At 72.6% G+C, this 24353-nt stretch carries 24 protein-coding genes, 2 tRNA genes and 2 pseudogenes; 14 read left to right on the top strand and 14 right to left on the bottom strand.

Going from position 1 to position 24353, the window contains the following annotated elements:
* Window positions 1-12 precede the first annotated feature (12 nt).
* Entirely contained in the window at window positions 13-642 is a 630-nt protein-coding gene (locus tag CWN80_RS01405; protein ID WP_007926000.1) for a DUF8185 domain-containing protein, read from the bottom strand.
* A complete protein-coding gene (locus CWN80_RS01410) occupies window positions 639-1094 on the bottom strand; it encodes an acyl-CoA thioesterase (RefSeq protein ID WP_007925999.1) in 456 nt (151 codons plus the stop codon). The genes CWN80_RS01405 and CWN80_RS01410 overlap by 4 nt, the downstream gene beginning before the upstream one ends.
* A gap of 90 nt (window positions 1095-1184) precedes the next feature.
* On the opposite strand from CWN80_RS01410, the gene CWN80_RS01415 reads away from it, so the two are divergent.
* The 8 genes from CWN80_RS01415 to CWN80_RS01450 all read left to right on the top strand — a co-directional run bounded on the left by CWN80_RS01415 (window position 1185) and on the right by CWN80_RS01450 (window position 8454).
* Window positions 1185-3299, top strand: coding sequence for a RecQ family ATP-dependent DNA helicase (locus tag CWN80_RS01415; RefSeq protein WP_007925997.1), 2115 nt, complete (start codon window positions 1185-1187; stop codon window positions 3297-3299).
* Window positions 3300-3391: 92 nt separating this feature from the next.
* Window positions 3392-4339: an acyl-CoA thioesterase gene (locus tag CWN80_RS01420; protein ID WP_007925995.1), complete on the top strand. Its 948-nt coding sequence runs from the start codon at window positions 3392-3394 to the stop codon at window positions 4337-4339.
* A 66-nt stretch (window positions 4340-4405) separates the two neighbouring features.
* Window positions 4406-5566 carry a ThiF family adenylyltransferase gene (locus tag CWN80_RS01425; protein ID WP_128276757.1) on the top strand — a complete coding sequence of 387 codons (1161 nt, stop codon included), beginning with the start codon at window positions 4406-4408 and terminating at the stop codon, window positions 5564-5566.
* Window positions 5563-6798, top strand: a complete 1236-nt coding sequence (locus tag CWN80_RS01430) for a molybdopterin molybdotransferase MoeA (RefSeq protein WP_007925989.1) — start codon at window positions 5563-5565, stop codon at window positions 6796-6798. The genes CWN80_RS01425 and CWN80_RS01430 overlap by 4 nt, the downstream gene beginning before the upstream one ends.
* Window positions 6799-7278: a cyclic pyranopterin monophosphate synthase MoaC gene (gene moaC / locus CWN80_RS01435; RefSeq protein WP_007925987.1), complete on the top strand. Its 480-nt coding sequence runs from the start codon at window positions 6799-6801 to the stop codon at window positions 7276-7278.
* Window positions 7275-7925: a molybdenum cofactor guanylyltransferase gene (gene mobA / locus CWN80_RS01440; protein WP_007925986.1), complete on the top strand. Its 651-nt coding sequence runs from the start codon at window positions 7275-7277 to the stop codon at window positions 7923-7925. The genes moaC and mobA overlap by 4 nt, the downstream gene beginning before the upstream one ends.
* Complete coding sequence (locus CWN80_RS01445; RefSeq protein WP_007925984.1) at window positions 7922-8212, top strand: DUF6457 domain-containing protein; 291 nt, start codon at window positions 7922-7924, stop codon at window positions 8210-8212. The genes mobA and CWN80_RS01445 overlap by 4 nt, the downstream gene beginning before the upstream one ends.
* Window positions 8209-8454: a MoaD/ThiS family protein gene (locus tag CWN80_RS01450; RefSeq protein WP_007925982.1), complete on the top strand. Its 246-nt coding sequence runs from the start codon at window positions 8209-8211 to the stop codon at window positions 8452-8454. Before CWN80_RS01445 ends, CWN80_RS01450 begins: the two co-directional genes overlap by 4 nt.
* A gap of 1 nt (window position 8455) precedes the next feature.
* Here the strand turns inward: CWN80_RS01450 and moaA are convergent, their stop codons facing one another.
* From moaA to CWN80_RS01470, 4 genes are all read right to left on the bottom strand, one after another.
* Window positions 8456-9454 carry a GTP 3',8-cyclase MoaA gene (gene moaA / locus CWN80_RS01455; RefSeq protein WP_007925981.1) on the bottom strand — a complete coding sequence of 333 codons (999 nt, stop codon included), beginning with the start codon at window positions 9452-9454 and terminating at the stop codon, window positions 8456-8458.
* A complete protein-coding gene (locus CWN80_RS01460; protein WP_007925979.1) occupies window positions 9454-9888 on the bottom strand; it encodes a molybdenum cofactor biosynthesis protein MoaE in 435 nt (144 codons plus the stop codon). Before CWN80_RS01460 ends, moaA begins: the two co-directional genes overlap by 1 nt.
* Complete coding sequence (locus CWN80_RS01465; protein WP_007925977.1) at window positions 9888-10379, bottom strand: MogA/MoaB family molybdenum cofactor biosynthesis protein; 492 nt, start codon at window positions 10377-10379, stop codon at window positions 9888-9890. The genes CWN80_RS01460 and CWN80_RS01465 overlap by 1 nt, the downstream gene beginning before the upstream one ends.
* Before the next feature lie 197 nt (window positions 10380-10576).
* Entirely contained in the window at window positions 10577-11731 is a 1155-nt protein-coding gene (locus CWN80_RS01470; protein WP_007925975.1) for an acyl-CoA dehydrogenase family protein, read from the bottom strand.
* Between the two features lie 80 nt (window positions 11732-11811).
* Between CWN80_RS01470 and CWN80_RS01475 the strand changes: the two genes are divergently transcribed.
* Window positions 11812-12423 (top strand): TetR/AcrR family transcriptional regulator, encoded by a 612-nt coding sequence (locus CWN80_RS01475; protein ID WP_169330587.1) that lies wholly within the window; start codon window positions 11812-11814, stop codon window positions 12421-12423.
* Window positions 12424-12490: 67 nt separating this feature from the next.
* Window positions 12491-13300 (top strand): annotated as a pseudogene (locus CWN80_RS01480) (SGNH/GDSL hydrolase family protein); the annotation flags it as partial.
* Between the two features lie 5 nt (window positions 13301-13305).
* On the opposite strand, the gene CWN80_RS01485 reads toward CWN80_RS01480, so the two are convergent.
* On the bottom strand, window positions 13306-13911 hold the full coding sequence (locus tag CWN80_RS01485; RefSeq protein ID WP_007925967.1) for a pentapeptide repeat-containing protein: 606 nt from the start codon (window positions 13909-13911) through the stop codon (window positions 13306-13308).
* A gap of 61 nt (window positions 13912-13972) precedes the next feature.
* On the opposite strand from CWN80_RS01485, the gene thpR reads away from it, so the two are divergent.
* Together thpR and CWN80_RS16065 are read left to right on the top strand one after the other, a co-directional pair.
* Window positions 13973-14557, top strand: coding sequence for an RNA 2',3'-cyclic phosphodiesterase (gene thpR, locus CWN80_RS01490; RefSeq protein ID WP_007925966.1), 585 nt, complete (start codon window positions 13973-13975; stop codon window positions 14555-14557).
* A gap of 157 nt (window positions 14558-14714) precedes the next feature.
* Window positions 14715-15018, top strand: a pseudogene (locus CWN80_RS16065) (hypothetical protein); the annotation flags it as partial.
* 101 nt (window positions 15019-15119) lie between these two features.
* Here the strand turns inward: CWN80_RS16065 and ettA are convergent.
* From ettA to CWN80_RS01520, 5 genes are all read right to left on the bottom strand, one after another.
* Window positions 15120-16802 carry an energy-dependent translational throttle protein EttA gene (gene ettA / locus CWN80_RS01500; RefSeq protein WP_007925964.1) on the bottom strand — a complete coding sequence of 561 codons (1683 nt, stop codon included), beginning with the start codon at window positions 16800-16802 and terminating at the stop codon, window positions 15120-15122.
* Window positions 16803-16851: 49 nt separating this feature from the next.
* Complete coding sequence (locus CWN80_RS01505; protein ID WP_007925963.1) at window positions 16852-17400, bottom strand: single-stranded DNA-binding protein; 549 nt, start codon at window positions 17398-17400, stop codon at window positions 16852-16854.
* 171 nt (window positions 17401-17571) lie between these two features.
* Window positions 17572-19236 (bottom strand): GTPase, encoded by a 1665-nt coding sequence (locus CWN80_RS01510; protein ID WP_128276760.1) that lies wholly within the window; start codon window positions 19234-19236, stop codon window positions 17572-17574.
* Window positions 19233-20957, bottom strand: coding sequence for a dynamin family protein (locus CWN80_RS01515; protein ID WP_007929824.1), 1725 nt, complete (start codon window positions 20955-20957; stop codon window positions 19233-19235). Before CWN80_RS01515 ends, CWN80_RS01510 begins: the two co-directional genes overlap by 4 nt.
* Before the next feature lie 34 nt (window positions 20958-20991).
* Window positions 20992-21065, bottom strand: a tRNA-Arg gene (locus CWN80_RS01520).
* A gap of 76 nt (window positions 21066-21141) precedes the next feature.
* Here CWN80_RS01520 and CWN80_RS01525 point away from each other — a divergent pair.
* Window positions 21142-21825: a 4'-phosphopantetheinyl transferase family protein gene (locus tag CWN80_RS01525; RefSeq protein WP_157986890.1), complete on the top strand. Its 684-nt coding sequence runs from the start codon at window positions 21142-21144 to the stop codon at window positions 21823-21825.
* 4 nt (window positions 21826-21829) lie between these two features.
* Here the strand turns inward: CWN80_RS01525 and CWN80_RS01530 are convergent, their stop codons facing one another.
* Window positions 21830-23209 (bottom strand): PrsW family intramembrane metalloprotease, encoded by a 1380-nt coding sequence (locus CWN80_RS01530; protein WP_007929820.1) that lies wholly within the window; start codon window positions 23207-23209, stop codon window positions 21830-21832.
* A gap of 300 nt (window positions 23210-23509) precedes the next feature.
* Between CWN80_RS01530 and orn the strand changes: the two genes are divergently transcribed.
* Window positions 23510-24151 carry an oligoribonuclease gene (orn, locus tag CWN80_RS01540; protein WP_007929818.1) on the top strand — a complete coding sequence of 214 codons (642 nt, stop codon included), beginning with the start codon at window positions 23510-23512 and terminating at the stop codon, window positions 24149-24151.
* A gap of 65 nt (window positions 24152-24216) precedes the next feature.
* Here orn and CWN80_RS01545 read toward each other — a convergent pair.
* Window positions 24217-24292: transfer RNA gene (locus CWN80_RS01545), tRNA-His, on the bottom strand.
* Between the last annotated feature and the right edge of the window lie 61 nt (window positions 24293-24353).

Below are 24353 nucleotides of genomic sequence, written 5' to 3' on the forward strand. Positions count from 1 at the left end.
CCGACGACCGGGTCAGCGGGCGATGACGAAGCCCCGGTCGGTCGAGACCCGGGTCCACGGCCCGAGCGCGTGCACCTCGGCCCGGGCCTCCGGCGCGGGCCGCAGGAAGCCGAGCGCGTGGAGCGCGAAGGCGGTGCCCGCAGGCACCGGGGGCACCGTGTCGGTCAGCCGCATCCAGACGCGGGCGCGCAGGTCGGCGACGGCGGCGGAGCCGGCCCCCTCCGGCACCCCGCGGGCGATCTCGGCGATCCCGTCGCGAGCGTGGTCCTGCAGCGCCGTGTCGGGCACCTGACCGACGCGCTCCCAGCCCGACCGGGGCGGACTGACCGCCGACCACCCGGGCGAGGCCAGGACCGGCGGGTCCTGCAGCTCGACACCGCCGCGAGCGAGGCGGTCGGTCACGGCACCGATGGGCACGGTGAGATCGCGCTGCGTGGGCTCCGCGAGCGCGAAGGTCCGCAGACCGAGCACCAGCCCGGAGTTGGTCAGGCCGCGCCCCGGCAGCACGCAGGTCCACGCCGCGAGCACGGGGCCGACGGCCTGGAGACGGACGAAGCCCCCTTCGTCGACGCGGCGGGCCCGGGCGAGGTAGGTCGCGAGGTCGGCGGCGCTCTCCTCGTCGACGAGACGAAGGGAGGTCATCGGCGCCGTCGCATCGGCACCGGTCCGCCGAGCTGGGCGCTCAGGGCGGCGCGCTCGTCGTCGGTCAGCCGACGGGCACCCTGCGTGGCCAGGTCGAAGGCGACGAGGGTCGACTCGGCGCGGGCGAAGACGACGTCCTCGTCACGGATGGTGTAGCCCATGTCCCAGCTGGCTCCGCCGACGGCGGTGACCCACATGTCGATGAGCACCGGCTCGGGACGATAGGTGAGCTGCTCGAGGAACTCGATCTCCTGTCGGGCGAGGAGCACCCCCGAGCGGAGCATGCTGTCACCACCGCTGGCGTGGAACCAGCGGCCGAAGGCGCGGATCCGGGCCTCCTCGAGCAGCCGGTGGTACTGGACGTTGTTGACGTGGCCGTAGGCGTCCATGTCGCCCCAGCGCAGGCCGATCTCGGCCGTGAAGGCCCCCGGCTCGGTGGTCTCGCTCGTCATGTCCACATCCTCCCACCGACCGTCGCGGTCATCCCCATCCCCCGTCGGCGGCCGGCTCGTCGTCGGTGGGCTGACCTACGGTTGACCACGATGACCACACAGACCAGCTCCCTCCACGACGACGCGACCGCTGTCCTGCGGCAGCTCGTCGGTCGCGACGACGTCACCTTCCGCGACGGACAGCTGGAGGCGATCGAGGCCCTCGTCGGGGGTGGGCGGCGGGTGCTCGTCGTCCAGCGCACCGGGTGGGGCAAGTCCGCGGTCTACTTCGTCGCCTCACGCCTGCAGCGGGCGAAGGGAGCCGGCCCCGCGCTGATCGTCTCGCCGCTGCTCGCGCTCATGCGCGACCAGATCGCCGCCGCCGAGCGGGCCGGCGTGCGCGCCGTGTCGATGAACTCGGCCAACGCCCAGGAGTGGGACGAGGTCCGTGGCCGGCTCGCCCGCGACGAGGTCGACGTCCTGCTCGTCAGCCCCGAGCGGCTCAACAACCCCCGGTTCCGCGCCGAGCAGTTGCCCGACCTCACCCGGCGGTGCGGTCTGCTCGTCGTCGACGAGGCGCACTGCGTCAGCGACTGGGGCCATGACTTCCGCCCCGACTACCGCCGGATCAAGGACCTGCTCGGCGAGCTCCCCGCGGGCACCCCGGTGCTCGCGACGACCGCGACGGCCAACGAGCGCGTCGTCCACGACGTCGCCGAGCAGCTGGCAGCCGGCACCGAGGGCGAGGTCCTCACCGTCCGCGGGCCGCTCGCCCGCGACAGCCTCCGGCTGGCCGTCCTCCCACGGTCCGGGATGGACCGCCACCTCGCCTGGCTCACCACCCAACTCGGCCGGCTCGAGGGCAGCGGCATCATCTACACCCTGACGGTGAGCGCTGCCGAGGACGTCGCCGCCGCGCTGCAGGCCGCCGGCCACGAGGTCGCCGCCTACACCGGCCGGTCCGACGCGGAGGAGCGGGCGTCGATGGAGGAGGCCCTGCGCCACAACCGGGTCAAGGCCCTCGTCGCGACGAGCGCCCTCGGCATGGGCTTCGACAAGCCCGACCTCGGGTTCGTCGTCCACCTCGGTGCCCCCTCGTCGCCCGTCGCCTACTACCAGCAGGTCGGTCGCGCCGGCCGCGCCACGGAGCGGGCCGACGTGGTCCTGCTGCCCGGGCACGACGACGTGTCGATCTGGAAGCACTTCGCCTCCTCGTCCATGCCCCGCGAGGACCAGGCCGCCGCCGTCATCACCGCGCTCGCCGAGGCCGGCCGTCCCCTGTCGACGGGTGCCCTCGAGACGATCGTCGACATCCGCCGCACGCGGTTGGAGCTGCTGCTCAAGGTGCTCGACGTCGACGGCGCAGTCCAGCGGGTGAGCGGTGGCTGGATCGGCACCGGCCAACCGTGGGTCTACGACGCGGAGCGCTACGAGCGGGTCGCCGCCGCCCGTGAGGCCGAGCAGCAGCACATGCTCGACTACATCGACACCACCGGATGCCGGATGGCCTTCCTCCAGCGCACCCTCGACGACGCGAGCGCACAGGACTGCGGCCGATGCGACCGCTGCGCCGGGCCCTGGATCGACGCCGAGGTGGCCGACGACGCACTCGGCTCGGCCCGCTCCACGCTCGACCGGACCGGTGTCGACCTCGACCCGCGGGCCCAGTGGCCCAGCGGCATGGACCGTCTCGGGGTCCCGGTCAAGGGACGCATCCCCGCCGACGAGGCCATGTCGCCCGGCCGCGCCCTGGCGCGCGTCACCGACCTCGGCTGGGGCCCACGGCTGCGCGAGCTCCTCTCCGAGGACCAGCCGGTACCGGACGAGGTGGTCCGCGCCGTCGTCCGGGTGCTCGCCGAGTGGGGGTGGCAGACCCGCCCCGCCGGCATCGTCGTCGTCCCCTCGCGGTCTCGTCCGACACTCGTCACCTCGCTCGCCGATCAGCTCGGGCAGATCGGCCGGCTGCCGGTGCTCGGTGCGCTCACCCCCGTCGAGGGCGGACCCGTGGGCGAGCCCGGCGGCAACTCCGCCTACCGCCTCGCCGGGGTGTGGGAGCGGCTGACCGTCGACCCCGAGCTCGCCCACCAGCTCCCGGGCCTCACCGGACCGGTCCTCCTCGTCGACGACGTCGTCCACTCCCGGTGGACGATGACCACGGCGGCTCGGGCCCTGCGTCGGGCCGGAGCACGGGAGGTCCTCCCCTTCGCCCTCGCCGTCGACGGGTGAGCCCGCGCGGTCCGCACGGTAGACCGATGCTGACCCCGGGCACCCCTCTCGCCTAGGCTCGGTCCGTTGACCACGTGACACCGAGGAGCACCATGGCCGCAGACTCCGTCGAGCAGGCACAGCGCATCAACCTGAGCACCGCTCTGGCGACGCTCGAGCTCCAGGAGGTCGGTCACGCGACCATCCGCGTCGAGGGGGCCGACGGGGTGGGCGAGCTCGGCGCGAGCTCGGCCGACGTCTTCGAGGGCGAGAGCATCGCCATGCCGCACGGGCGGGTCTTCGGCGGACAGGTGCTCGCGCAGGCGCTCATGGCGGCCGGGCGCACCGTCCTCCCCGAGATGCCGCACCGGATGCCGCACTCGCTGCATGCCTACTTCATGCGTCCCGGGGACTCGGACCTGCCGATCCGCTTCGCCGTCGAGCGGATGCGCGACGGCCGCTCCTTCTCGACCCGTCGTGTCCACGCGCTGCAGCACGGACGCCCGATCCTGTCGATGACCGCGTCCTTCCAGGACCCCTCCGACGGCCTCGACCACCAGGTCGAGGCTCCCGACGTGCCCGGCCCCGACGAGCTCGAGTCGATCGGCGACAGCTACGGCGCCATCGACCACCCGCGCGCCAAGTACGTCGCCACCCGGCCCGTCGACCACCGCTACGTCGACGGCGACATCATGATGGCGCCGGCCCCCGAGCAGGACGGTCACCAGCGGGTGTGGTTCCGGACCATCGCCCAGCTCCCCCACGACCAGCTGACCCGGTGTGCCGTCCTCGCCTTCGCCTCGGACTACACGCCGATCGACAGCATGCTGCGGGCCCACGGTCTGACCTGGTCCGAGCCCGGGCTGACGCCGGCGACCATCGACCACACCATCTGGTTCCACCGCCCCGTCGACCCGGGCGCCTGGCTGCTCTACGACCAGGAGTCGCCCTCGACCCGCTCCGGTCGCGGGCTCATGGTCGGCAAGGTCTTCACCGAGGAGGGTGTCCTCGTCGCGACCATCGCCCAGGAGGCCATGGTGCGGATCAAGCCCGTGGGCTGAGCGGGGGTCGCACGGCGCGATGAGACCGGGCAGCGACCCGCAGCACTGGTGAACTACGGTCGGTACATGGGCCTCCCACCGCTCGTTGCCCCCGGACCGGCGCTGACCGGGGAGCAGGTGAGCCGCTACTCGCGCCATCTGCTCATGCCCGCCATCGGCGAAGGGGGCCAGCGTCGCCTCCTCGCGGCCCGCGTCGCCGTCATCGGGGCCGGTGGACTCGGCTCCCCCTCGCTGCTCTACCTGGCTGCGGCCGGCGTCGGTCGGATCACCGTCGTCGACGACGACGTGGTCGACGAGACCAACCTGCAGCGGCAGGTCATCCACTCGAGCGCCGACGTGGGTCGGCCCAAGGTCGACAGCGCCCTCGAGCGGGTGCGGGCCGTCAACCCCGACGTCGAGATCGTTGGGATCACCGACCACCTCACTGCCGACAATGCCGCCGCGATGCTCGCCGACCACGACATCGTGCTCGACGGCAGCGACAACTTCGAGACCCGCTACGCGGTGGCCGACGCCTGCGACGAGCTCGGTGTCCCTCTCGTCTGGGCAGCCGTCTACCGCACCGAGGCCCACCTCACCGTCTTCTGGACCGCAGCGCCGGAGGGCCACCCCGCCCCGGGGCTGCGCGACCTCTTCCCGCGACCACCGGCCCCCGGGTCGGTGCCCGCCTGCGGTGACGCCGGCGTTGTCGGACCACTTGTCGGCCAGGTCGGCTCGATGATGGCGACCGAGGCGATCAAGCTCATCACCGGTGTCGGTGCGCCCCTCCTCGGCCGGCTGCTCTTCGTCGACGTGCTCGCCGCCACCCAGCGCGAGCTGCCCCTCGTCGCTCGCGGGCCACGCACCCGCCCCCAGGCGGTCCTGCCCGCCACGGTCGAGGACGCCGAGCCCGGGGGCACCCCCCTCGTCTCCTCTGCCGACCTGGCCGACCAGCTCTCCGGGGCGCACGCCCCCTTCGTCCTCGACGTGCGTGAGGCGCACGAGCTGGCTGCCGGCAGCGTCCCCGGCGCCGTCCACATCCCCGTGCCGACCCTCACGGGTGACCCGGCCTCCAGCGCCGGGCTGCCGACCGACCGTGACATCGTGCTCGTGTGCCACTCCGGGGCGCGGGCCCGACTCGCGGCGACCACGCTGCGTGCCCGCGGCTTCGTGCAGCTGCACGTCCTCGACGGCGGCATGCTCGCCTGGCCCGACCCGGTCCCGCTCGCCCAGGAGTCCCACTCATGACCGGCCCCACCGCCCGCGTCCTGCTGACCGTCGACGAGTACCGCGAGGAGCTGCTCACCGACCTGCTCGCCGGCAGCGGGCCACTCACGGACACCGAGCAGGTCCCCCTGGCCCAGGCCCTCGGCCGGGTCCTCGCCGAGCCGGTGCGGGCCCGCGGTGATGTGCCCGCCTTCGCCAACTCGGGCATGGACGGCTACGCCGTGCGCCACGCCGACCTCACCGACGGGACGAGCACGCTGCGCGTCGTCGGTGCGGTCGCCGCCGGATCCTCGCTCGACCCCGCCCTCGCCGCCGGCGAGTGCGTGCGCATCATGACCGGCGCACCCGTGCCCACGGACGCCGACACGATCGTCCCGGTCGAGCTCACCGACGGCGGCCACGACAGCGTGACCATCACCGGGACCGTCGAGCCCGGACAGCACCTGCGCGGCGCCGGCGAGGACGTGCGGGCCGATGACGTCGTCGCCGACGCCGGGGTGACGGTCACCGCACGCGTGCTCGGCACGCTCGCGGCCGCCGGCACCGCCGCCGTCTCCGTGCGACGCCGCCCGGTCGTCGCCGTCGCAGCCACCGGTGACGAGCTCGTCGCCCCCGGTGGGGCGCTGGAGCGGGGCCAGATCTTCGAGTCCAACGGCACCCACCTCGCCGCCACCCTCACCGAGCTCGGGGTCGAGGTGCGCGGACCCGTCGTCCTCGGGGACGAGCGGGCGGCCTTCACCTCGGGCCTCGACGAGCTCGCACGGGGCAGCGACCTGATCATCCTCACCGGCGGGGTGAGCGTGGGTGACTTCGACGTCTCCCGCATCGTCCTGCAGGAGTCCGCGGACGGGGTTTTCCGCCACGTGCGCATGCAACCCGGCAAGCCACAGGGCTGGGCCCGGTGGCACGGCGTGCCCGTGCTGGCCTTCCCCGGCAACCCGGTGAGCACCGCGATCTCCTTCGAGGTCTTCGGCCGGCCCGTGATCGACCGCCTGCTCGGCCGCGAGGCACCCGGCGGTGCGACGCTCGCGGTCGCCGGCACCGGCTGGCGATCCCCCGAGGGACGCCGGCAGTTCGTCCCCGTGCGCCTCACGAGCGACGACGAGGGACGCCTCGTCGCCACCCCGGCCCACCGGCGGGGATCCGCCTCGCACATGGCCACCTCGCTCGGTGGCGCCCACGCGCTGGCCGTCGTCGACGAGGAGACCGACACCGTCGAGCCCGGCGACCTCGTCGGGGTCAGGAGCCTGTAGATGGACCACCCGCTGACCCACCTCGACACCGCGGGCCACGCCCGCATGGTCGATGTCACCGACAAGCAGCCGACGATCCGATCGGCCACCGCCGCAGGCCGCGTGGTGACCTCAGCAGAGACCGTCGCGCTCCTGCGGGACGGCTCCGTACCGAAGGGGGACGTCCTCGCCGTCGCCCGCATCGCCGGCATCCAGGCGGCGAAGAAGACACCCGAGCTGCTGCCCCTCGCGCACGTCATCGGCGTGCACGGAGCCGTCGTCGACCTGGCGATCACCGACGACGGCGTCGACATCACCGCGACCGTCCGGACCGCGGACCGCACGGGCGTCGAGATGGAGGCCCTGACGAGCGTCTCGGTCGCCGCGCTGGCCGTCGTCGACATGGTCAAGGGTCGCGACCGCAGCGCCCACATCACCGACATCAGGCTGCTGACGAAGACCGGCGGCCGCAGCGGCACGTGGATGCGGGAGGGCGCATGAGCGAGCCCACCCCCTTTGACGCGGTGATCCTCGCCGGCGGCACCGGCTCCCGCCTCGGCGGCGCGAGCAAGGCCGACCTCGAGCTCGACGGCCAGCGCCTGCTCGACCGGGTGCTCGTCGCCGTGGCCGACGCGGACACCATCACCGTCGTCGGTGACGTCGCCGTCCCCGACGGTGTCCACCGCACGCTCGAGGACCCGCCCCGGGGCGGACCCGTCGCAGGCGTCGCCGCCGGGCTGTCGGCCCTGGACGCCGCCGGCGGAGCCGCCGAGTGGACCCTGGTCGCGTCGTGCGACCTGGCCAACCCCCTCCCCGCGCTGGGTCGACTGCTCGCCGCGTGGTCGTGGGCGGTCCGCAGCACGGACGTCACGACCGATGACCACGACGGCTGGTGCTTGGCCGACGCCGACGACCGCCCCCAGTGGTTGCTCGGTATCCACCGCACGAGCACGCTGCGCCGCGGCCTCGAGCGGCTGGGTTCACCGCGCGACCGGGCCCTCCACGAGCTCTTCGCCGAGGCGACCCTCGTCACCGTGCCGGCGAGCCGCGCCGACGTCGCCGACATCGACACCTGGGCCGACCTCGCCGCGTGGGCCCAACGGCTCGAGCCCCGTGACGAGCCCACCCAGCAGGAGGACGAGCGATGAGCACCCGGACCGACGACGGACCGGCCGAGGAGCGCTGGGCCGACTGGATCGAGCACGCCTGCGCCGCACTGGGGCTCGACCCCGAGGCCGTCGACGTGCGCAGCATCCTCGCGATGACGAAGACCATCGCGCACGACTTCGAGCGGCCCATGGCGCCGGTCGGCGCCTACATCCTCGGCCTGGCCGTCGGGCGCCTGCAGGAGCAGGGCCGCCCGGTCGACCTGGACTCCCTACGATCGCACCTCGAGTCGACGCTGCCCCCGGCGTCGAGGACGGAGCAGGCATGAGCAGCACGACGATCCGGTACTTCGCCGGCGCCGCCGAGGCGGCCGGCACCGACGAGGAGCAGCTCGACGGCGCCACAGTCGGAGAGGTGCTCGCGGCTGCCCGTCGGGCGCACGGGGATCGGCTGAGCGAGGTCCTCGAGCGGTGCTCCGTGCTGCACGCCGGCCGCTACGTCGACGACGACTCCACACCGGTCACCGCCGGAGCGACGATCGACGTGCTGCCCCCCTTCGCCGGGGGGTGAGTCATCCGCCGATGGCGCTCATCGGACGCGGCGGCTGGAGGAAGCCGGGCTCGTTGATCCCGTGGCCGGGCAGCTTGAGCGCCAGGCACTCGTGCACGAGAGCATGGATCTCCTCCTCCGTCGCGCCGGAGCGCAGCGGCCCACGCAGGTCCGTCTCGCCGTTGGCGAAGAGGCAGTTGCGCAGCTGGCCGTCGGCCGTGAGGCGCAGCCGGTCGCACGACCCGCAGAAGGGCATCGTCACCGAGGCGACGACACCCACCGTCGCCGGGCCGCCGTCGATGCGGAAGCGCTCGGCCGGGGCGGCCCCTCGCCCGGGCAGCTCCTCGAGGTCGAACTCGGCACGCAGCGACGCGAGGATCTCCTGCCCGGTGATCATCTCCGTACGCTCCCAGCTGTGCTGGGCGTCCAACGGCATCTGCTCGATGAAGCGCAGCTCGTAGCCGCGCTCGACCGCCCACCGCGTCAGGTCGACGACCTCGTCGTCGTTGATGCCACGCTGGAGCACCGAGTTGACCTTGACCGGCCGCAGCCCGGCCTCGTGGGCGGCCGCCATGCCGGCGACGACGTCGTCGAAGCGGTCACGACGCGTGATCTCGTGGAAGCGCTCTGGGTGCAGCGTGTCGAGACTGACGTTGACCCGGGTCAGACCGGCCTCCTTGAGCGCCGGCGCGATCTTGGCCAGGCCCAGACCATTGGTCGTCATCGACACCTCGGGACGGCCCTGCGGGCCCTCCATCGCCGCGATGCCCGAGACGATCTCGACGACATCGGGGCGCACGAGCGGCTCGCCACCCGTGAGACGCACCTCGGTGATGCCCGCCGTGACCGCCGCCTCGACGAGGGTGAGCAGCTCGGGGGTCGTGAGCAGCTCGTCCTTGGGCAGCCAGGGCAGGCCCTCGGCCGGCATGCAGTAGGTGCAGCGCAGGTTGCACTTGTCGGTCAGCGAGACCCGCAGGTCGCGGTGGACGCGACCGTGGGGATCGATCAGCGGGCGGGACATCAGCAGCTCAGCCCCGACCAGGCGTGCGAGCCATCGGCCTCGAACTGCTGCTTCCACACCGGCAGCTCGTGCTTGACCGCCTCGACGACGGCGCGGCAGAGGGTGAAGGCGAGACCCCGGTGGGCGCTGCCCACGGTGACGACGAGCGCCAGGTCACCGACGTCGAGGTCACCGACGCGGTGGGTCGCCTGCACCTCGGCCAAGCCCTGCGGGTCGTGCCGGACGATCGTCGCCGAGACGATCTCCTCGATGAAGCGCTGGGCGTCCGGGTGGCAGGTGTAGCGCAGCGCCACCACCTCGCCCGTGGCCTCGGGGTCGTGGTCGCGCACCTGCCCGACGAAGCTCGCGACGGCTCCGTGGGACGGCCCGCTCACGCTCGCGAGCATGGCCGTCAGGTCGATCGGGTCGGTGGCGATCCACGCGGTGTGTGCCATCAGTGGTCGCCTCCGGCGATCTGGTCGAGGACGTGCTCGACGAGGGGCAGGAGCACGTCCAGGCCCTCACGGACCCCCGTGGGGCTGCCGGGGAGGTTGACGACGAGGGCACCCGGGTGGTCCGGGGAGGCGTCCACGACACCGACCAGTCCACGGGAGATCGCGGCGAAGGGAGTGTGCCGCGAGCCCTCGGCCCGCAGCAGCTCGGCGAGACCGGGGACTTCCCGGTCCAGGACCGGGGCCGTGCCCTCCGGCGTCCGGTCGGTGGGCGTCACGCCGGTACCACCGCTGGTGATGATCAGGCGGTACCCCGCCGCGATGGAGGCGCGCAGGACGGACTCGACCTCGTCCGCGCCGTCCGGAACGACACTCGTCGTCGTCTCGAGGCCGGCCGCCTCCAGGAGCTCGACCGCGGTGCGACCCGACAGGTCCTCCCGCTCGCCGGCGCTCACCCGGTTCGAGACCGTGATGACGTGCGCTGTGGTGCTCACCGGGCTCCTTTCGCCTCGCTGGTCTCCCAGTGTCTCAAATCACGCAGGGAAGACGAAGGCAGGCCCACCCCGTCTCACGGGGTGGGCCTGCCGTGTGGCGCTAGCCCGGTGTCACAGACCGATTCTTGGGGCCTGCTCCGCCGACTCCGCGCAGCCGCAGGCTCCTTCGTCGCCCACGACCTCGCATGCGTCTGGCGTCACAGGCCCAGGTCGCGGCCGATGAGCTCCTTCATGATCTCGTTGGTGCCCGCCCAGATCTTGTTGATCCGGGCATCGCGCCAGGCGCGGGCCACGCGGTACTCGTTCATGTAGCCGTAGCCACCGTGCAGCTGCACGCACTCGTCGAGGACCTTGCTCTGGGTCTCGGCGGCCCACCACTTCGCCTTGGCGGCGTCGACGGCGGAGAGCTTGCCCTCGGCGTGCGCGGCGACGCAGTCGTCGACGTAGGCCTGGGCGACCTCGAGGCTCGTGACGAGCTCGGCGATCTTGAACTTGTTGTGCTGGAAGGAGCCGATCGGCTGACCGAAGGCCTTGCGCTCCTTGGTGTACTCGATCGTCTCCTCGAGGATCTGCTGGGCGTGCGCGACGCAGCCCACGGCATTGCCGAGGCGCTCCTGCGGGAGCTTCTGCATCATCGAGATGAAGCCCATGCCCTCGGGCCCGAGCAGGCGGTCGGCGGGGACACGCACGTTGTCGAAGAAGAGCTCGGAGGTGTCGGACTCGGGCTGGCCGACCTTGTCCAGGGGCTGGCCCTTGGTGAAGCCCTCGTCCTCCTTCTCGAGGACGAAGAGGGAGATGCCCTTGGCGCCCTTGGAGGGGTCGGTCCGGATCGCGACGACCGCGAGGTCGCACTGGTGACCGTTGGTGATGAAGGTCTTGGAGCCGTTGATGATCCAGTCGCCGGAGCCGTCGTCGGCCTTGACCGCCGTGGACTTCAGTGCGGCGAGGTCGGAGCCACCGTTGGGCTCGGTCATGCCGATGGAGAGGATCTTCTCGCCGGTGGCGACCTGCGGCAGCCAGCGCTGCTTCTGCTCCTCGGTGCCCAGGGCGACGATGTACGGAGCGGTGATGTCGGCGTGGATGCCGAAGCACGAGGACACCGCGACGTTGAACTTGGCGAGCTCCTCGGCCAGGACCGCGTTGAAGCGGTAGTCGTCGATGCCGGCGCCGCCGAACTCCTCGGGGATCGTCAGGCCGAAGAAGCCCTGCTTGCCGGCCTCGAGCCACACCTCACGAGGGATGGTGTGCTCGGCGATCATCGACTCCGCGCGCGGCACGAGCGTGCGGTCGACGAACTCCTTGACGGAGGAACGGAAGGACTCGTGGTCCTCGTCGTAGATGTTGCGGGGCATGGTCACCTCTCCTGGGACGTGGTGTGCGACATCGCACTAAGCGCTTGCTTAGTGTCGTCGCCAAGAGGCATGCTGTCAACGTGACGACGCCTACCCCTTCGCTCCCGGCGCATGACAACCCCACCGTCGTGCGGCTCTTCGAGGCCGCAGCGGATGCCTTCGCCGACAAGGGATTCCACGCCACCACCACGCGCGACATCGCCTCGCGCGCCGGCCTGTCACCCGCTGGGGTCTACGTCCACTTCGCGAGCAAGGAGGACCTGCTCTTCCAGCTCAGTCGCGTCGGGCACGAGGGTGCCCGCGATGCCCTCGCCGCGGCCGCCGCCGAGGCGGGCTCCCCGACCGACGCCCTGCAGGAGGTCATCTCGGCCTTCGCCCGCTGGCACGCCGAGCAGCACCAGGTCGCCCGCATCGTCCAGTACGAGTTCCGCCACCTCTCCCCCGACCACCAGCGCGAGGTGCTCACCCTGCGGAGGGAGATCGACGGCGTCGTCGAGGCGATCATCAGCGACGGTGTGGCAACCGGCGAGTTCGCGGTGAGCGACGTGCGGGCCACGGCCCTCGCCGCACTCTCCCTCGTCGTCGACGTCGCCCGCTGGTACCACCCCGGCATCAAGCGAACCACGCCGGCTTCGATCGCGCAGACCTACGGCGCCCTCGCACTGCGTCTCGTCGGCGCCCGCGGGGACTGACACCCGACGCGCCCCGGGCGACCGCTACGTCGCCCTCGGCGACTCCTACTCCTCCGGCACCGGCACCGGCAGCTACCTGGACGACAGCCGACGTCGCGGCGACTCAGCTGGGGCCCTGTCGTCCTCGACCGACCGGGTGAGCATCTCCGTCGGCGGCAACGACGCGGGCTTCGCCGATGTGCTCACCGAGTGCGCTCTGCCGGGCTGGTCGAGCGACTGCAACGGCGCGATCGACACCGCGCAGTCCACGATCACCTCGACCCTGCCGGGCCGGCTCTCCACGCTCTTCGGCTCCATCCGCACCAAGGCGCCCAGCGCCAGCGTCGTCGTCGTGGGCTACCCGCGCCTCTTCATGGGCGAGGACTGCAACGCCCTCACCTGGTTCGCGCCGGAGGAGCAGACCCGGCTCAATGGCACGGCCGACCTGCTCAACGCCCGGCTGCGGACGGCAGCCACGTCTGCAGGCTTCACCTTCGTCGACCCGACCTCCCGCTTCACCGGCCACGCGGTGTGCGACGACCCCGAGTGGGTCAACGGCCTGAGCAACCCGATCAGCGAGAGCTACCACCCCAACACCGCCGGTCACCGCGACGGGTACAGCCCCCTCGCCGGCGCACCCCTCACGGGCGCCGCGGTCACGGTGACTCCCGCGACGACAGCACGCGCAGATGCCGGCGCCGCCGAGCAGACGGCCCGCCAGCGACCACGTGCCGAAGCGGACCGACGCATCACGCCCAAGACGGTGCGGCGCCCCGACCTCGACTCACCACGGGTGCGGCGCGCAGCGACCCGCGCCGGCGTCGACCTCGACTCGCCGGCGAGCATCATGGCGGCCGACCGCGCCTGGTCGAGCCAACAGGCCGACGAGCGCCGCTGAGCCGGTCAGTCGACGACGACGCCGAAGGGGGTGAGCAGGCCCAGCGCCCCCGCCGGGTCCACGCGCAGGCCCTCGACCCGCGTCTCACGCGCGTCGACGACGTAGTCGCGCGCCGAGCGCAGGTCGGCGTCACGCAGGTCCGCCCTCACGAGCCTGGCACCGGCCAGGGAGCACTCGTCGAAGACGACCTCGCGCAGGACCGCGTCGTCGAAGTCGGCCTCGTCGAGGACGCACCGCTCGAAGGCGGCGCCGGTCAGGTCGAGACCGCCGAAGCCGCCCAACGACAGCTGGCAGTCGACCCAGCGACTCGGGTCGGGCGCGATGACCGGCGACCGTTGCATCGCCCACGAGGTCGCGAGTGCCTTGCAGCCGGTGAAGGTGCACCCGTCGACGACCGCATCGGGCAGCCGCACCCGGGAGAGGTCGACCTGCTCGAACCTGCACCCGTCGAGGTGCACGCCGGCGAGGGTCGACCCGGCCCACGACGCGTCGCGGAAGGTGCAGTCGACCAGCTCGACCCCGGTGAGACGCTCCTCCTCGCCGAGCCCGCCGGCGAAGACCTCCCCCACGACGTGGGTGCGTCCGTCCAGCTGCTCCACGAGTGACGCCATGCCGCGCACGCTACCGGCGCTGGTGACCGCGTGTGGCCCGACGGTGAGGGACGATGGCGGCGTGCGTGTCTTCGCCGCGATCGTCCCGTCCGAGCCGGCCCGGGCCCACCTCGAGGCCTTCCTCGTGCCCCGCCGTGCAGGTGAGCCAGTGCTGCGCTGGACGCCACCGCACCTGTGGCACGTCACGCTGGCCTTCATGGCAGAGGTCCCGGGCGACGGGCTCGACGACGTCGTCCACGCGATCACCCGTGAGGCGACCGCCTCCCCTCCCCTGCACCTGCGCCTCGTCGGGGCCGGGTTCTTCCCGGACACCCACGAGGCGCGCGTGGCGTGGCTCGGACTCGGCGCCGACGCCCCCGGCGCCCTCGACGACCTCACTGACCTGGCCCTGCGCACCCGACGGGCCTGCAGCGCTGCCGGCGCCCCGACCGCAGGCGGTCCGTACACGCCCCACCTGACCCTGGCCCGGTCCCGGCACCCCGTCGACGCCACGCCGTGGCTCGCGACCCTGGGCGACTACGTCGGCCCCGCGTGGTGCGCCCACGAGGTGACCGTGTTCGTCTCCCGAGAGCAGCGCGGCGGTCGCCCGCACTACGTCGCGGAGCACTCGTGCCCGCTGGGCGGCGGCAATTCGGTGCCGCCCTGACCTGCTGCCCGGCCACCAACGGGGCATGGCCCACATCGTCATGTTCGGCGTCGACGCCGTCAGCCACACCCTGCCCAGTCTCGAGATCCTGGGCGAGCTCGTCCGGCGCGGGCACCGTCTCGAGGGCGTCAACGACCCGGCCCAGCGCGACCTCGCCGGCGTCCCGCCGCGGGCCCTCGCCCTCGTCCCACGCGCCATGCAGCCCCACGCCGACCGGGTCGAGCTACACCGACCGGCCGGACTTCTACAGGGAGTGCGTCACGGCCTTCGGCGGTCGTCCGGGCTGGCACCTCGTCCTCCAGGTCGGACGGCGCACCGACCTCGACGCGATCGGTGACCTCCCGACGGGCCTGGAGGCGCGCCGGTGGGTGCCACAGCTGGCGATCCTGCTCGCCGACACCCTCGTCGAGCTCGGCGTGGCCCGACGGCTGGACACCGCCGCGGCGGCCGCCCGCGCGCTGCCCGGGCGGCCGACCTCGTCGAGGCCGAGCTGCGCTGACGCGACGCGACCGGCGCCCGTCCCCGTGGTGGGGGCGAGCGCCCGTGGTCGTGCAGCGGTGACTCAGTCGCGGGTGAGGCGGCGGTGCGTCACGCGGTGCGGGCGAGCCGCCTCCTCGCCAAGACGCTCGACCTTGTTGGCCTCGTAGCCCTCGAAGTTGCCCTCGAACCAGTACCAGCTCGCCGGGTCGTCGTCGGTGCCCTCGTAGGCGAGGATGTGCGTCGCGACGCGGTCGAGGAACCACCGGTCGTGGGAGATGACCACGGCGCAGCCGGGGAAGTCGAGCAGCGCGTTTTCGAGCGACCCGAGGGTCTCGACGTCGAGGTCGTTGGTCGGCTCGTCGAGGAGCAGCACGTTGCCACCCTGCTTGAGGGTGAGCGCGAGGTTGAGGCGGTTGCGCTCACCACCGGAGAGCACGCCCGACTTCTTCTGCTGGTCGGGGCCCTTGAAGCCGAACTGGCTGACGTAGGCGCGCGAAGGGATCTCGACCTGGCCGACCTGGATGTGGTCGAGCCCGTCGGAGACGACCTCCCAGACGTTCTTCTCCGGGTCGATGCCGCCGCGGTTCTGGTCGACGTAGGACAGCTTGACCGTCTCACCGATGTCGACGGTGCCGGCGTCCGGCTCCTCGATGCCCACGATCGTCTTGAAGAGGGTCGTCTTGCCGACGCCGTTGGGGCCGATGATGCCGACGATGCCGTTGCGGGGCAGGGTGAAGGACAGGTCGTCGATGAGGACCCGCTCGCCGAAGCCCTTCTTCAGACCCGAGACCTCGATGACCTTGCTGCCCAGGCGCGGGCCCGGCGGGATCTGGATCTCCTCGAAGTCGAGCTTGCGGGTCCGGTCGGCCTCCGCCGCCATCTCCTCGTAGCGCTCCAGCCGGGCCTTGTTCTTCGTCTGGCGGGCCTTGGGGTTGGAGCGCACCCACTCGAGCTCGTTCTTGAGTCGCTTGGCGAGCTTCGCGTCCTTCTTGCCCTGGATCTGCAGGCGCTCCTGCTTCTTCTCCAGATAGGTCGAGTAGTTGCCCTCATAGGGGTAGAGCCGACCGCGGTCGACCTCGGCGATCCACTGGGCGACGTTGTCCATGAAGTACCGGTCGTGCGTCACGGCGACGACGGCGCCCGGGTAGGAGGCGAGGTGCTGCTCGAGCCACAGCACCGACTCGGCGTCGAGGTGGTTGGTCGGCTCGTCGAGGAGCAGCAGGTCCGGCTTCTGCAGCAGCAGCTTGCACAGCGCGACCCGGCGACGCTCACCACCGGACAGGTGGGTGACGTCGGCGTCCGGCGGCGGGCACCGCAGGGCGTCCATCGCCTGCTCGAGCTGGGAGTCGAGGTCCCATGCGTCGGCGTGGTCGATGTCTTCCTGGAGCTTGCCCATCTCCTCCATGAGCGCGTCGAAGTCCGCGTCGGGCTCGGTCATGAGCTCGGAGATCTCGTTGTAGCGGTCGAGCTTGGCCTTGATCTCGCCCGCACCCTCCTCGACGTTGCCCAGGACGGTCTTGTCCTCGTTGAGCGGCGGCTCCTGGAGCAGGATGCCGACGGTTGCCCCCGGCTTGAGCTGGGCCTCGCCGTTGCTCGGCTGGTCGAGCCCGGCCATGATCTTGAGGATGGTCGACTTGCCGGCCCCGTTGGGCCCGACCATCCCGATCTTGGCTCCGGGGAAGAAGGACATCGAGACGTCATCGAGGATGACCTTCTCGTTGTGCGCCTTGCGCGCACGAACCATGGTGTAGATGTAGTCGGCCATGGGGGCAGGCTATCCACTCCTGCCCCCGCGCCCGAATCGGTCGCTGCCCTCAGGTCGGTGACGGCACCCCCACCTCGGCCTCCTCGTCGTGGGTCGCCTCGTCTCCGTCCACGTCGGCCCCCGTCGGCCCCGCCTCGGGCACGGCCCAGCTCGGCCCCTCGGACCGCTCCATCCGCTCGGTCATGCGGGCCAAGCCGTCAGCGCCCGCCTGCTCGGCGAGGCTGTCGACGACTCCACGGCCGGCGGCCTTGGCGTACTCCGTCGTCCCGAAGGTCAGGTCGTGCCCGAGGTTGATCGCCTCGATGTCGGCCGAGCTGCCCCACGACTCGTCGGCGCGCTGCCAGGTGTTGATCGTCAGGCGACCCCGCACGACGACCGGGTCCCCCTTGCGCAGCGACACGTGCGAGTTCATCCCGAGGGACCGGAAGGCGGCGACGTTGTAGAAGCTCGTCGACACGTCGACGAAGACGCCCTCACGGTTGCGCCGGCGCACCGTCGACGCGACCCGGAAGGTCGTGAAGGTGCGTCCGTTGCCCGTGACGCGGTGCTCGGGGTCGGCGACGACCCGGCCGGCGACGGTGATCTCGACTTCGTTCATGATGCTGTCCTCACTCCCCGCCCACCACGGTCGGTGGGCCCGTGCGTCCAGCCTCACCGAGGCGAAGGGAGCACAGCCGCGCCCGGCGCAGGATGTGGACGACGTGGGCCCGGCGCGCGAGCATGGGGACGAGGATCAGGGCGTCGCCGCAGGGAGGCTCCCGCAGGCCCCCTAGCGCGTCCGGCCGAGAGCCCGCTCGAGGCCCTGCCGGGTGCGACCGTGATCGGCGAGCACGGCCTCGACCGGCTCGATGACCCGCTCGTCACCCACCTCACCGATGGCTCGACGCAACCGCTTGTCGACGGCGTGGGCCCGCTTGCGAGCACCGATGGCGGCCAACCACCGGCAGACGGCCGCCAGCAGCAGGCCGCCGAGCAGCCCTCCGACGAGCAGGAGGAAGGGTGTCGCGAAGGGGCCGACGTCGGCCGTGGGGATCTCGGGCAGCTGCAGCCACCCGGCCAGGGCCACGACGACGAGCCACAGCAGGCCGGCGACGGCTGCGACCGCGAGCAGCACCTGCAGCAGCCCGGCGACGGCCCACCACAGCGGCCTGCGTCCCCGCAGCGGGGTCCGGACCACGGCCTGGTCGAGGGCATCGGCCAGGTCCCCGTCGACCGGACGGGCGGCGTCGGCGACGGCGTCGGCCCACCGTGTCGGCAGCCCCTCACCCGCAGCGGTGCCGATGCGGCGGGCCGCCAGGTCGACGGCGGCCCGGGCAGCGGGCGCCGGTGGTGGGATGGACGAGCGGCCGAGCACGGCCCGCACGTCGTGCTCCCGGATGTCGGGTGCGCCGTCGGCCTCACGGTCCAGTCGGAGACGTCGCAGCGGCGCCGGGCGCAGCGCCCGCACCCAGCGGGTGAAGGGCCAGCCGGTGCGAGCCGAGGCCTCGAGCCGGAAATCCCGCGCGACCGCGTCGACGACCGTCGGCACACCGGCGCTGCGCGCCAGCGCGTCGACGAGCTCGGCCCGGGCGCCACCCGGCACACCGGCCTCGGCGTCGCCGACGGACGGACCCAGGGTGTCGGCGGCGGTGCGCAGGTCGGCCGCCAACCGGTGCCGGGCGGCGTCGGCGTGCTCGACCGCGCCCCGCAGTCGCTGCCGCAGCTCGTCGAGGCCGGCGCCGGTGCGGGCCGAGGTGCCGATGACCTCGTGGGTCTGCAGCCCATCGCGCTCCAGCAGGCGGGAGAGGTCGGCCTCGATCTGCTCCTGCCCGCCAGCGGGCAGGCGGTCGACCTGGTTGAGCACGACGATCGTCACCGCGCCGTACTCGCGCAGCACCGCGACGTAGTCGTCGTGGAGCACGGCGTCGGCGTACTTCTGCGGGTCCGTCACCCACACGAAGACGTCGACGAGCTCGAGCACCCGCTGCGCCTCCTGCCGGTTGGCCGACTCGCGGGAGTCGAAGTCGGGCAGGTCGACGAGGACGAGCCCGTCCAGCGCGTCGTCACCCGCCTCCACCTGGTGCCGGGTGCCCACGGAGAGCCAGTCGAGCAGCTCGCCGGCCGGCTCAGCACCCCACACGGCAGCCGTGGGGGTCGAGGTCGTCGGGCGCCGCATGCCCGCCCGGGCGACGTCGGCGCCGACGAGCGCGTTGAAGAGGGAGGACTTGCCGGACCCCGTCGCGCCGGCGAGCGCCACGACGGTGTGCCCACCGACGAGACCGGTGCGCTCGCGGACCTTGCCGACGACCTCCCCGGCCCGGGCCGCGGGCGTCGGCTCCAGACGATCGCCGCCCACCCGCAGGGCCGTCTCGAGGGCGTCCGCGCGCGCGTTGAGCTCCTCCGCGGGGACGGCCGTGCGCCCGTCGTCACGCCGAAGGGGGTTGAGCCGGCTCATCGGGACACCTCCCCCACCGCTGCGGTGGCCTGCTCGAGACGCCGGATCTGTGCCTCGCTCACCGAGAGCTCGCCGGTCACCGTCGTGTACCGCTCGCGCTCGGCCGTGTACAGGGTGGCGACCCGCTCGAGCAGCAGCCCGCGCGCCTTGCGTGCCATGTCGCGCACGGCCTGGTCGCCGAAGATCGCCTCGAGCACCTTCTGCGCCAGGGCGGTCGTGCCGCCCGCGATCGCGACCTCCGGGGCGACGAGCACGCCACCGGTGTGGGCGAAGGAGACGAGCATGAGGAAGAGGCCGATGCCGTTGACGCCGTAGGCGGCGATGCGCGCATTGGTGCGGCGGTTGCCCCCTTCGGACCGGACGATGTCGAGGACATCGCCCTGCCAGTCGCGCACGAGCCGCTCCACGGCGGGCTCGAGGTCGGCGGAGGAACGGGCGAGCTCGGGGTGCTGCTCGAGGACGAGCTGGCCGGCCTCGGTGCCGCGCCAGGTGCGGGTGATGGTCGCCGCCGCGGCGTCCGCCTCGGCGATGAGGAGCGCGCTCACACCGGTGTGCAGCGCCTCGTCGAGCTCGGCCGACGGCGGTGGCCCGCCGCCCGCGGCGGAGGTGACGCGGTCGCGCAGGCGCGAGACCCCCTTCTCGACCTTGCGGAAGAACTCGCCGGTGCCGACGAACTCCTGCCACCGCGCCAGCACCTCGCCACGGAGCAGCTGCCCGTCCTGCATGCCGTCGGTCACGCCCTGCTCGGCGGCGTCGTAGGCGTCGTAGGCCGTCTGCGTCAGGCTGCCCGTCGCCTCCCGGTCGGCGCGGGCGGCAGCGACCAGCCCGCTCGCCCGGCCGTCGAGGGAGCGCAGCGCCCCCTGCAGCGTCTGACGGATGACGCTCGCCCGGGCACGCTGGTCGCCGGCGAGCGCCGTCAGCCAGGCGCGCAGCCGCTCGATGTCGGCCTCGGGGATCAGTCCGGAGGCGTCGAGCTCGGTCTCGGGCACGGTGAAGACGGGGGCCGTCTCGAGGCCTTGCTCGCGCAGCATCTCGACGAGGTGGGTGCGCACCTCGGCGGCCGCCGGCCGGTCGACGCGGTCGAGGACGATGGCCACCGCCGTGCCCCGGTCGGAGGCCTGCCGCAGCAGCCGCCACGGGACGTCGTCGGCGTAGCGCGCGGCCGTCGTGACGAAGAGCCACAGGTCGGCCGCAGAGAGCAGCTGCGCAGCCAGGTCGCGGTTGGCCGAGACGACGGAGTCGATGTCGGGGGCGTCGAGGACCGCCATGCCCGGCGGGAGCGTCGGCGAGGCGGTGAGCCGCACCGTCCCCGGCTGCGGGTCCGCGCCCTCGTCCCCGGTGACCCTGGCGAGCGAAGGGAGGACCCGCGCGTCGCGGAACCACCGCACGTCGTCGGGGTGGTGGATGAGCACCGGGCTCGTCGTCGTCGGGCGCAGCACCCCCGAGCGACTCACCTCGCGCCGCAGGATCGAGTTGACGAGCGTCGACTTGCCCGAGCCGGTCGACCCGCCGACGACGGCGAGCAGCGGGGCGTCGATCGAGGAGAGCCGCGGGATGACGTAGTCGTCGAGCTGGGCGAGCAGCTCACGACGCTCGTCGCGGGCCGCTCGAGTGCTCGACAGGTCGAGCGTCAGGCGGCTGCGCTCGACCTCGTCCCGGAGGGCGGTGACCCGACCCAGGAGGTCGCTGTCCGCGATGGTTCCCCGTGACCTCTCACCCATGGGCACACCTTAACCAGCACGAGCGCGTGCGCCGCGCCCCCGGCAGGACTCGAACCTGCGACCTAGGGATTAGAAGGCCCTTGCTCTGTCCAGCTGAGCTACGGAGGCATGCCCGGGCGGCGAGGTGTCCACGCCGGGGCGAGTCCCAGTGTAGTGAGCGCCACGACCTGCCATGATCGGCACCATGTCGGTCCGAGTCGTCGTGCGTGAGGCGCGGGTGAGCACCTCGTCCGCCGATCTCGCGCTGCTCGACGCCGGCGAGCGCGACCGCGCCGGGCGCAAGCGGGAGACCGCTCCCTTCGTCACGGGCCACGCGCTCGTGCGGCGCCTCCTCGCCGACCTGCTCGACCGCGACCCGGCGTCGTTGGCCTTCGCCCGACGGTGCACCACGTGCGGCAGCGACGCCCACGGCAAGCCGAGCGTGCTCGACGCCCCCGGGTGGCACTTCTCGCTGTCCTACACCCCCTCCGTCGCCGTCGTCGCGGCCACGGAGGGCGTGGACGTCGGGATCGATGTCGAGGACCTCACCGACGCCGACTTCGACGGCTTCGCCGCGGCCACCCTCGCCCGGCACGAGGTGGAGGGCTTTGCCGGCCTCGCGGGGCACGAGCTGCTCGTGGCGCGCGCCCGGGTGTGGGCCCGCAAGGAGGCGGTGCTCAAGGCGACCGGTCACGGTCTCGTGGTCGACCCCGCCGAGGTGCTCGTCTCGGGGCCGCTCGACCCACCGGCGCTCGTCGACTGGCAGGCCGAGGAGCCGCGCCCGGCCGCGATCACCATCGCCGACGTCGAGCTGGCGAGCGAGGACCACCGGGCCGCGGTCGCCGTGCTGACCGACGAGGCCGTGGAGATCGTCGGCCAGCAGGCCTGAGCGGTCAGACCGCGCCGGCGAACTCGCGGCGGCGGGCGGTCATGGAGTCGAGCAGCACCCGCTCGCGGTGCAGGGCCTGCGGGTCCGCCGCGTGGCTCAGCTGGCGGAAGCGCAGCAGGGCCAGCTCCGAGGCGCAGTCCTGGAAGCTGCGCATGGAGCTCAACCCGCCCGGGCCGCGGTGGTAGCGCGCCCAGCGACGCGCCGCCCGGCGGGCCTTCATCGACGCGAGCATCGTGACCTCGGCACCGGAGATCCACCCGGTGTCGACGTAGGCCATGAGGTGCTGGCCGATGACCCTGCCCTCGCGCTTGCGGGTCCAGATGACGAAGCCGACGAAGACGACGAAGACGACGAAGCCGAAGCCGAGGTTGACGACCAGACCGATCTCGCCGCTCGAGGCGCCGAGGTTCCACAGACCGTGGAGGAGGACCGCGGCGCACCAGCCGATGATCGGCGCGACGATCTTGACGCCCGTCGAGCGCGACACCGCGGCCACCCCGACGCCGACCCCCGTCATCGCCGTGAACATCGGGTGGCAGAAGGGGGTGACGAGGCCGCGCAGGATGAAGGTCGCGCGGAAGCCCTCCATCCCGTGCTCGATGGCGGCGATGGCGAGGTACTGGATGTTTTCGGTGAAGGCGAAGCCCGCGGCCACGATGCCCGCGTAGACGATGCCGTCGGTCAGGCCGTTGAACTCGCGACGCATGAACCACCACATGATGAGGAGGAAGACCCCCTTCGTCGTCTCCTCGACGAGCGGCGCCGAGACGACGGTCGTGAGCACCTCCTCGTTTTCTGCGCCGAAGACGGCCCCCAGGACGGCCCCGAAGATCCCGTTGCCGATGATCGCGAGCATCGTCGAGCCCAGGGCGCCGTAGAGGAAGGCCGTCAGCAGGTAGCGCCAGGGCTCGGCCTCGAAGCGGTCGAGCCACAGGAAGATCGGGACGACGATGCACAGCGGGATGAGCGCCGCGATGAGGCTGACGAGGACGAGGACGACCCCGAGGCTCGGCAGCCACATGAGCGCGAAGAGGAGCATGAGGAGGAGTGAGAAGAGGGCGACGATGCCGCCGAGGATCCAGGTGCGCAGCGTGGGGCGCGGCGTCGGGTTGCTCTGCGCGGCCGACGTCACGTAGTGCGCCGAGTACTGCTGCTGCTGCAGCCAGGCCTGGTGCTGCTGGTACTGCTGCGCCGCCTGGTGCTGAGCGGCCGCCTGCTGCTGGGCGGCGGCCTGCTGGGCAGCGCGCTGCTGCTCCTCGTAGGCGCGCTGCAGCTCGAGGACCTTGTCCCGCGAGTCGGTGCGCGCGGTCTCCTCGGCCAGGGCGATGGAGCGCGTCGCCGTGCGGTACCACTCCGGCTCGTCCGGCACGGAGCGGCGCATCATCCGTCGGGACAGCGTGTCCTCCGGCGCGCCGCCGCTCGGCGGGGCCGGGGGCTGCCCGGCGGGCGGAGGCGGGGTGGTCCCCGCGCTGGTGGGCGGAGGAGGCGTCGCTCCCCTCACGGGCGGCGGCGGGGTCGACGTCACGGCAGCCGGCGGCGGGGGTGGCGTGCCCGGAGCCGGCGGCTGACCGTGGGGAGGCGGGGGTGGCGTCGCGGTCATGGCGTCAACGCTAACCGAGCAGGGGGCGCCTGTCGGTGGGTAGGACTCCCCAGTGACCGGGGCCTCAGGTCCCCCGCGGCTAGGGTGGCGGACGTGACTTCCTCCACCACGAACTCGTCCGAACGCATCGTCTGGATCGACTGCGAGATGACCGGGCTCTCCCTCGAGCACGATGCCCTCATCGAGGTGGCCGTGCTCATCACCGACTACGAGCTCAACCAGCTCGACGACGGGCTCGACGTCATCGTCCGTCCGCCCGAGGCAGCTCTCACCCAGATGAACGACTTCGTGCGCGACATGCACACGAGCTCCGGCCTGCTCGACGTGCTCGCCGACGGGATGACGCTCGAGCAGGCCGAGGAGGCCGTGCTGGCCCACGTGCGCGCGTACGTCCCCGACGCCGGCAAGGCGCCGCTCGGCGGCAACACGGTCGCGACCGACCGCGCCTTCCTCGCCCGGGACATGCCGACCCTCGAGGGGCACCTGCACTACCGGATGATCGACGTCTCCTCGATCAAGGAGCTCTCCCGCCGCTGGTACCCGCGCGCCTACTTCGCCTCCCCCGACAAGCACGGCGGCCACCGGGCCCTCGCCGACATCACCGAGTCGATCGCCGAGCTGCGCTACTACCGCGAGGCCGTCTTCCGACCGCAGCCCGGGCTGGAGAGCGCGGAGCTCAAGGAGATCGCCGCGCGCCACCAGGTGTCCGGCCCCGACGCGGGCTGAGCGGCGGCCCTCGGCCCGAGCACGACGAAGGCCCCCCGGGTGAACCCGGGGGGCCTTCGCCATCTTGGGGTGAGTAACGGGACTTGAACCCGCGACCCTCGCGACCACAACGCGATGCTCTACCAGCTGAGCTATACCCACCACGGCTGCCTGTCTCAGGCAGCGCGGACCATCGTACCTGCTCTCGGAGGGTGCTCGTGAC

This window comes from Janibacter hoylei PVAS-1 (assembly GCF_004025845.1).
GTDB classification, from domain to species: domain Bacteria; phylum Actinomycetota; class Actinomycetes; order Actinomycetales; family Dermatophilaceae; genus Janibacter; species Janibacter hoylei.

Excerpts from the sequence above, each read along its gene's own strand:
- CWN80_RS01525 (WP_157986890.1), top strand. The coding sequence starts at position 21,142 with ATGTCGGTCCGAGTCGTCGTGCGTGAGGCGCGGGTGAGCACCTCGTCC.
- CWN80_RS01405 (WP_007926000.1), bottom strand. The coding sequence starts at position 642 with ATGACCTCCCTTCGTCTCGTCGACGAGGAGAGCGCCGCCGACCTCGCG.
- CWN80_RS01485 (WP_007925967.1), bottom strand. The coding sequence starts at position 13,911 with ATGGCGTCACTCGTGGAGCAGCTGGACGGACGCACCCACGTCGTGGGG.
- CWN80_RS01505 (WP_007925963.1), bottom strand. The coding sequence starts at position 17,400 with ATGAACGAAGTCGAGATCACCGTCGCCGGCCGGGTCGTCGCCGACCCC.
- CWN80_RS01445 (WP_007925984.1), top strand. The coding sequence starts at position 7,922 with ATGAGCACCCGGACCGACGACGGACCGGCCGAGGAGCGCTGGGCCGAC.
- CWN80_RS01425 (WP_128276757.1), top strand. The coding sequence starts at position 4,406 with ATGGGCCTCCCACCGCTCGTTGCCCCCGGACCGGCGCTGACCGGGGAG.
- ettA (WP_007925964.1), bottom strand. The coding sequence starts at position 16,802 with ATGGCCGACTACATCTACACCATGGTTCGTGCGCGCAAGGCGCACAAC.
- CWN80_RS01510 (WP_128276760.1), bottom strand. The coding sequence starts at position 19,236 with ATGAGCCGGCTCAACCCCCTTCGGCGTGACGACGGGCGCACGGCCGTC.
- CWN80_RS01530 (WP_007929820.1), bottom strand. The coding sequence starts at position 23,209 with ATGATGCGCCGCTCCGTGCCGGACGAGCCGGAGTGGTACCGCACGGCG.
- CWN80_RS01415 (WP_007925997.1), top strand. The coding sequence starts at position 1,185 with ATGACCACACAGACCAGCTCCCTCCACGACGACGCGACCGCTGTCCTG.
- CWN80_RS01470 (WP_007925975.1), bottom strand. The coding sequence starts at position 11,731 with ATGCCCCGCAACATCTACGACGAGGACCACGAGTCCTTCCGTTCCTCC.
- CWN80_RS01430 (WP_007925989.1), top strand. The coding sequence starts at position 5,563 with ATGACCGGCCCCACCGCCCGCGTCCTGCTGACCGTCGACGAGTACCGC.
- mobA (WP_007925986.1), top strand. The coding sequence starts at position 7,275 with ATGAGCGAGCCCACCCCCTTTGACGCGGTGATCCTCGCCGGCGGCACC.
- moaA (WP_007925981.1), bottom strand. The coding sequence starts at position 9,454 with ATGTCCCGCCCGCTGATCGATCCCCACGGTCGCGTCCACCGCGACCTG.
- CWN80_RS01450 (WP_007925982.1), top strand. The coding sequence starts at position 8,209 with ATGAGCAGCACGACGATCCGGTACTTCGCCGGCGCCGCCGAGGCGGCC.
- moaC (WP_007925987.1), top strand. The coding sequence starts at position 6,799 with ATGGACCACCCGCTGACCCACCTCGACACCGCGGGCCACGCCCGCATG.
- CWN80_RS01420 (WP_007925995.1), top strand. The coding sequence starts at position 3,392 with ATGGCCGCAGACTCCGTCGAGCAGGCACAGCGCATCAACCTGAGCACC.
- CWN80_RS01460 (WP_007925979.1), bottom strand. The coding sequence starts at position 9,888 with ATGGCACACACCGCGTGGATCGCCACCGACCCGATCGACCTGACGGCC.
- CWN80_RS01410 (WP_007925999.1), bottom strand. The coding sequence starts at position 1,094 with ATGACGAGCGAGACCACCGAGCCGGGGGCCTTCACGGCCGAGATCGGC.
- CWN80_RS01515 (WP_007929824.1), bottom strand. The coding sequence starts at position 20,957 with ATGGGTGAGAGGTCACGGGGAACCATCGCGGACAGCGACCTCCTGGGT.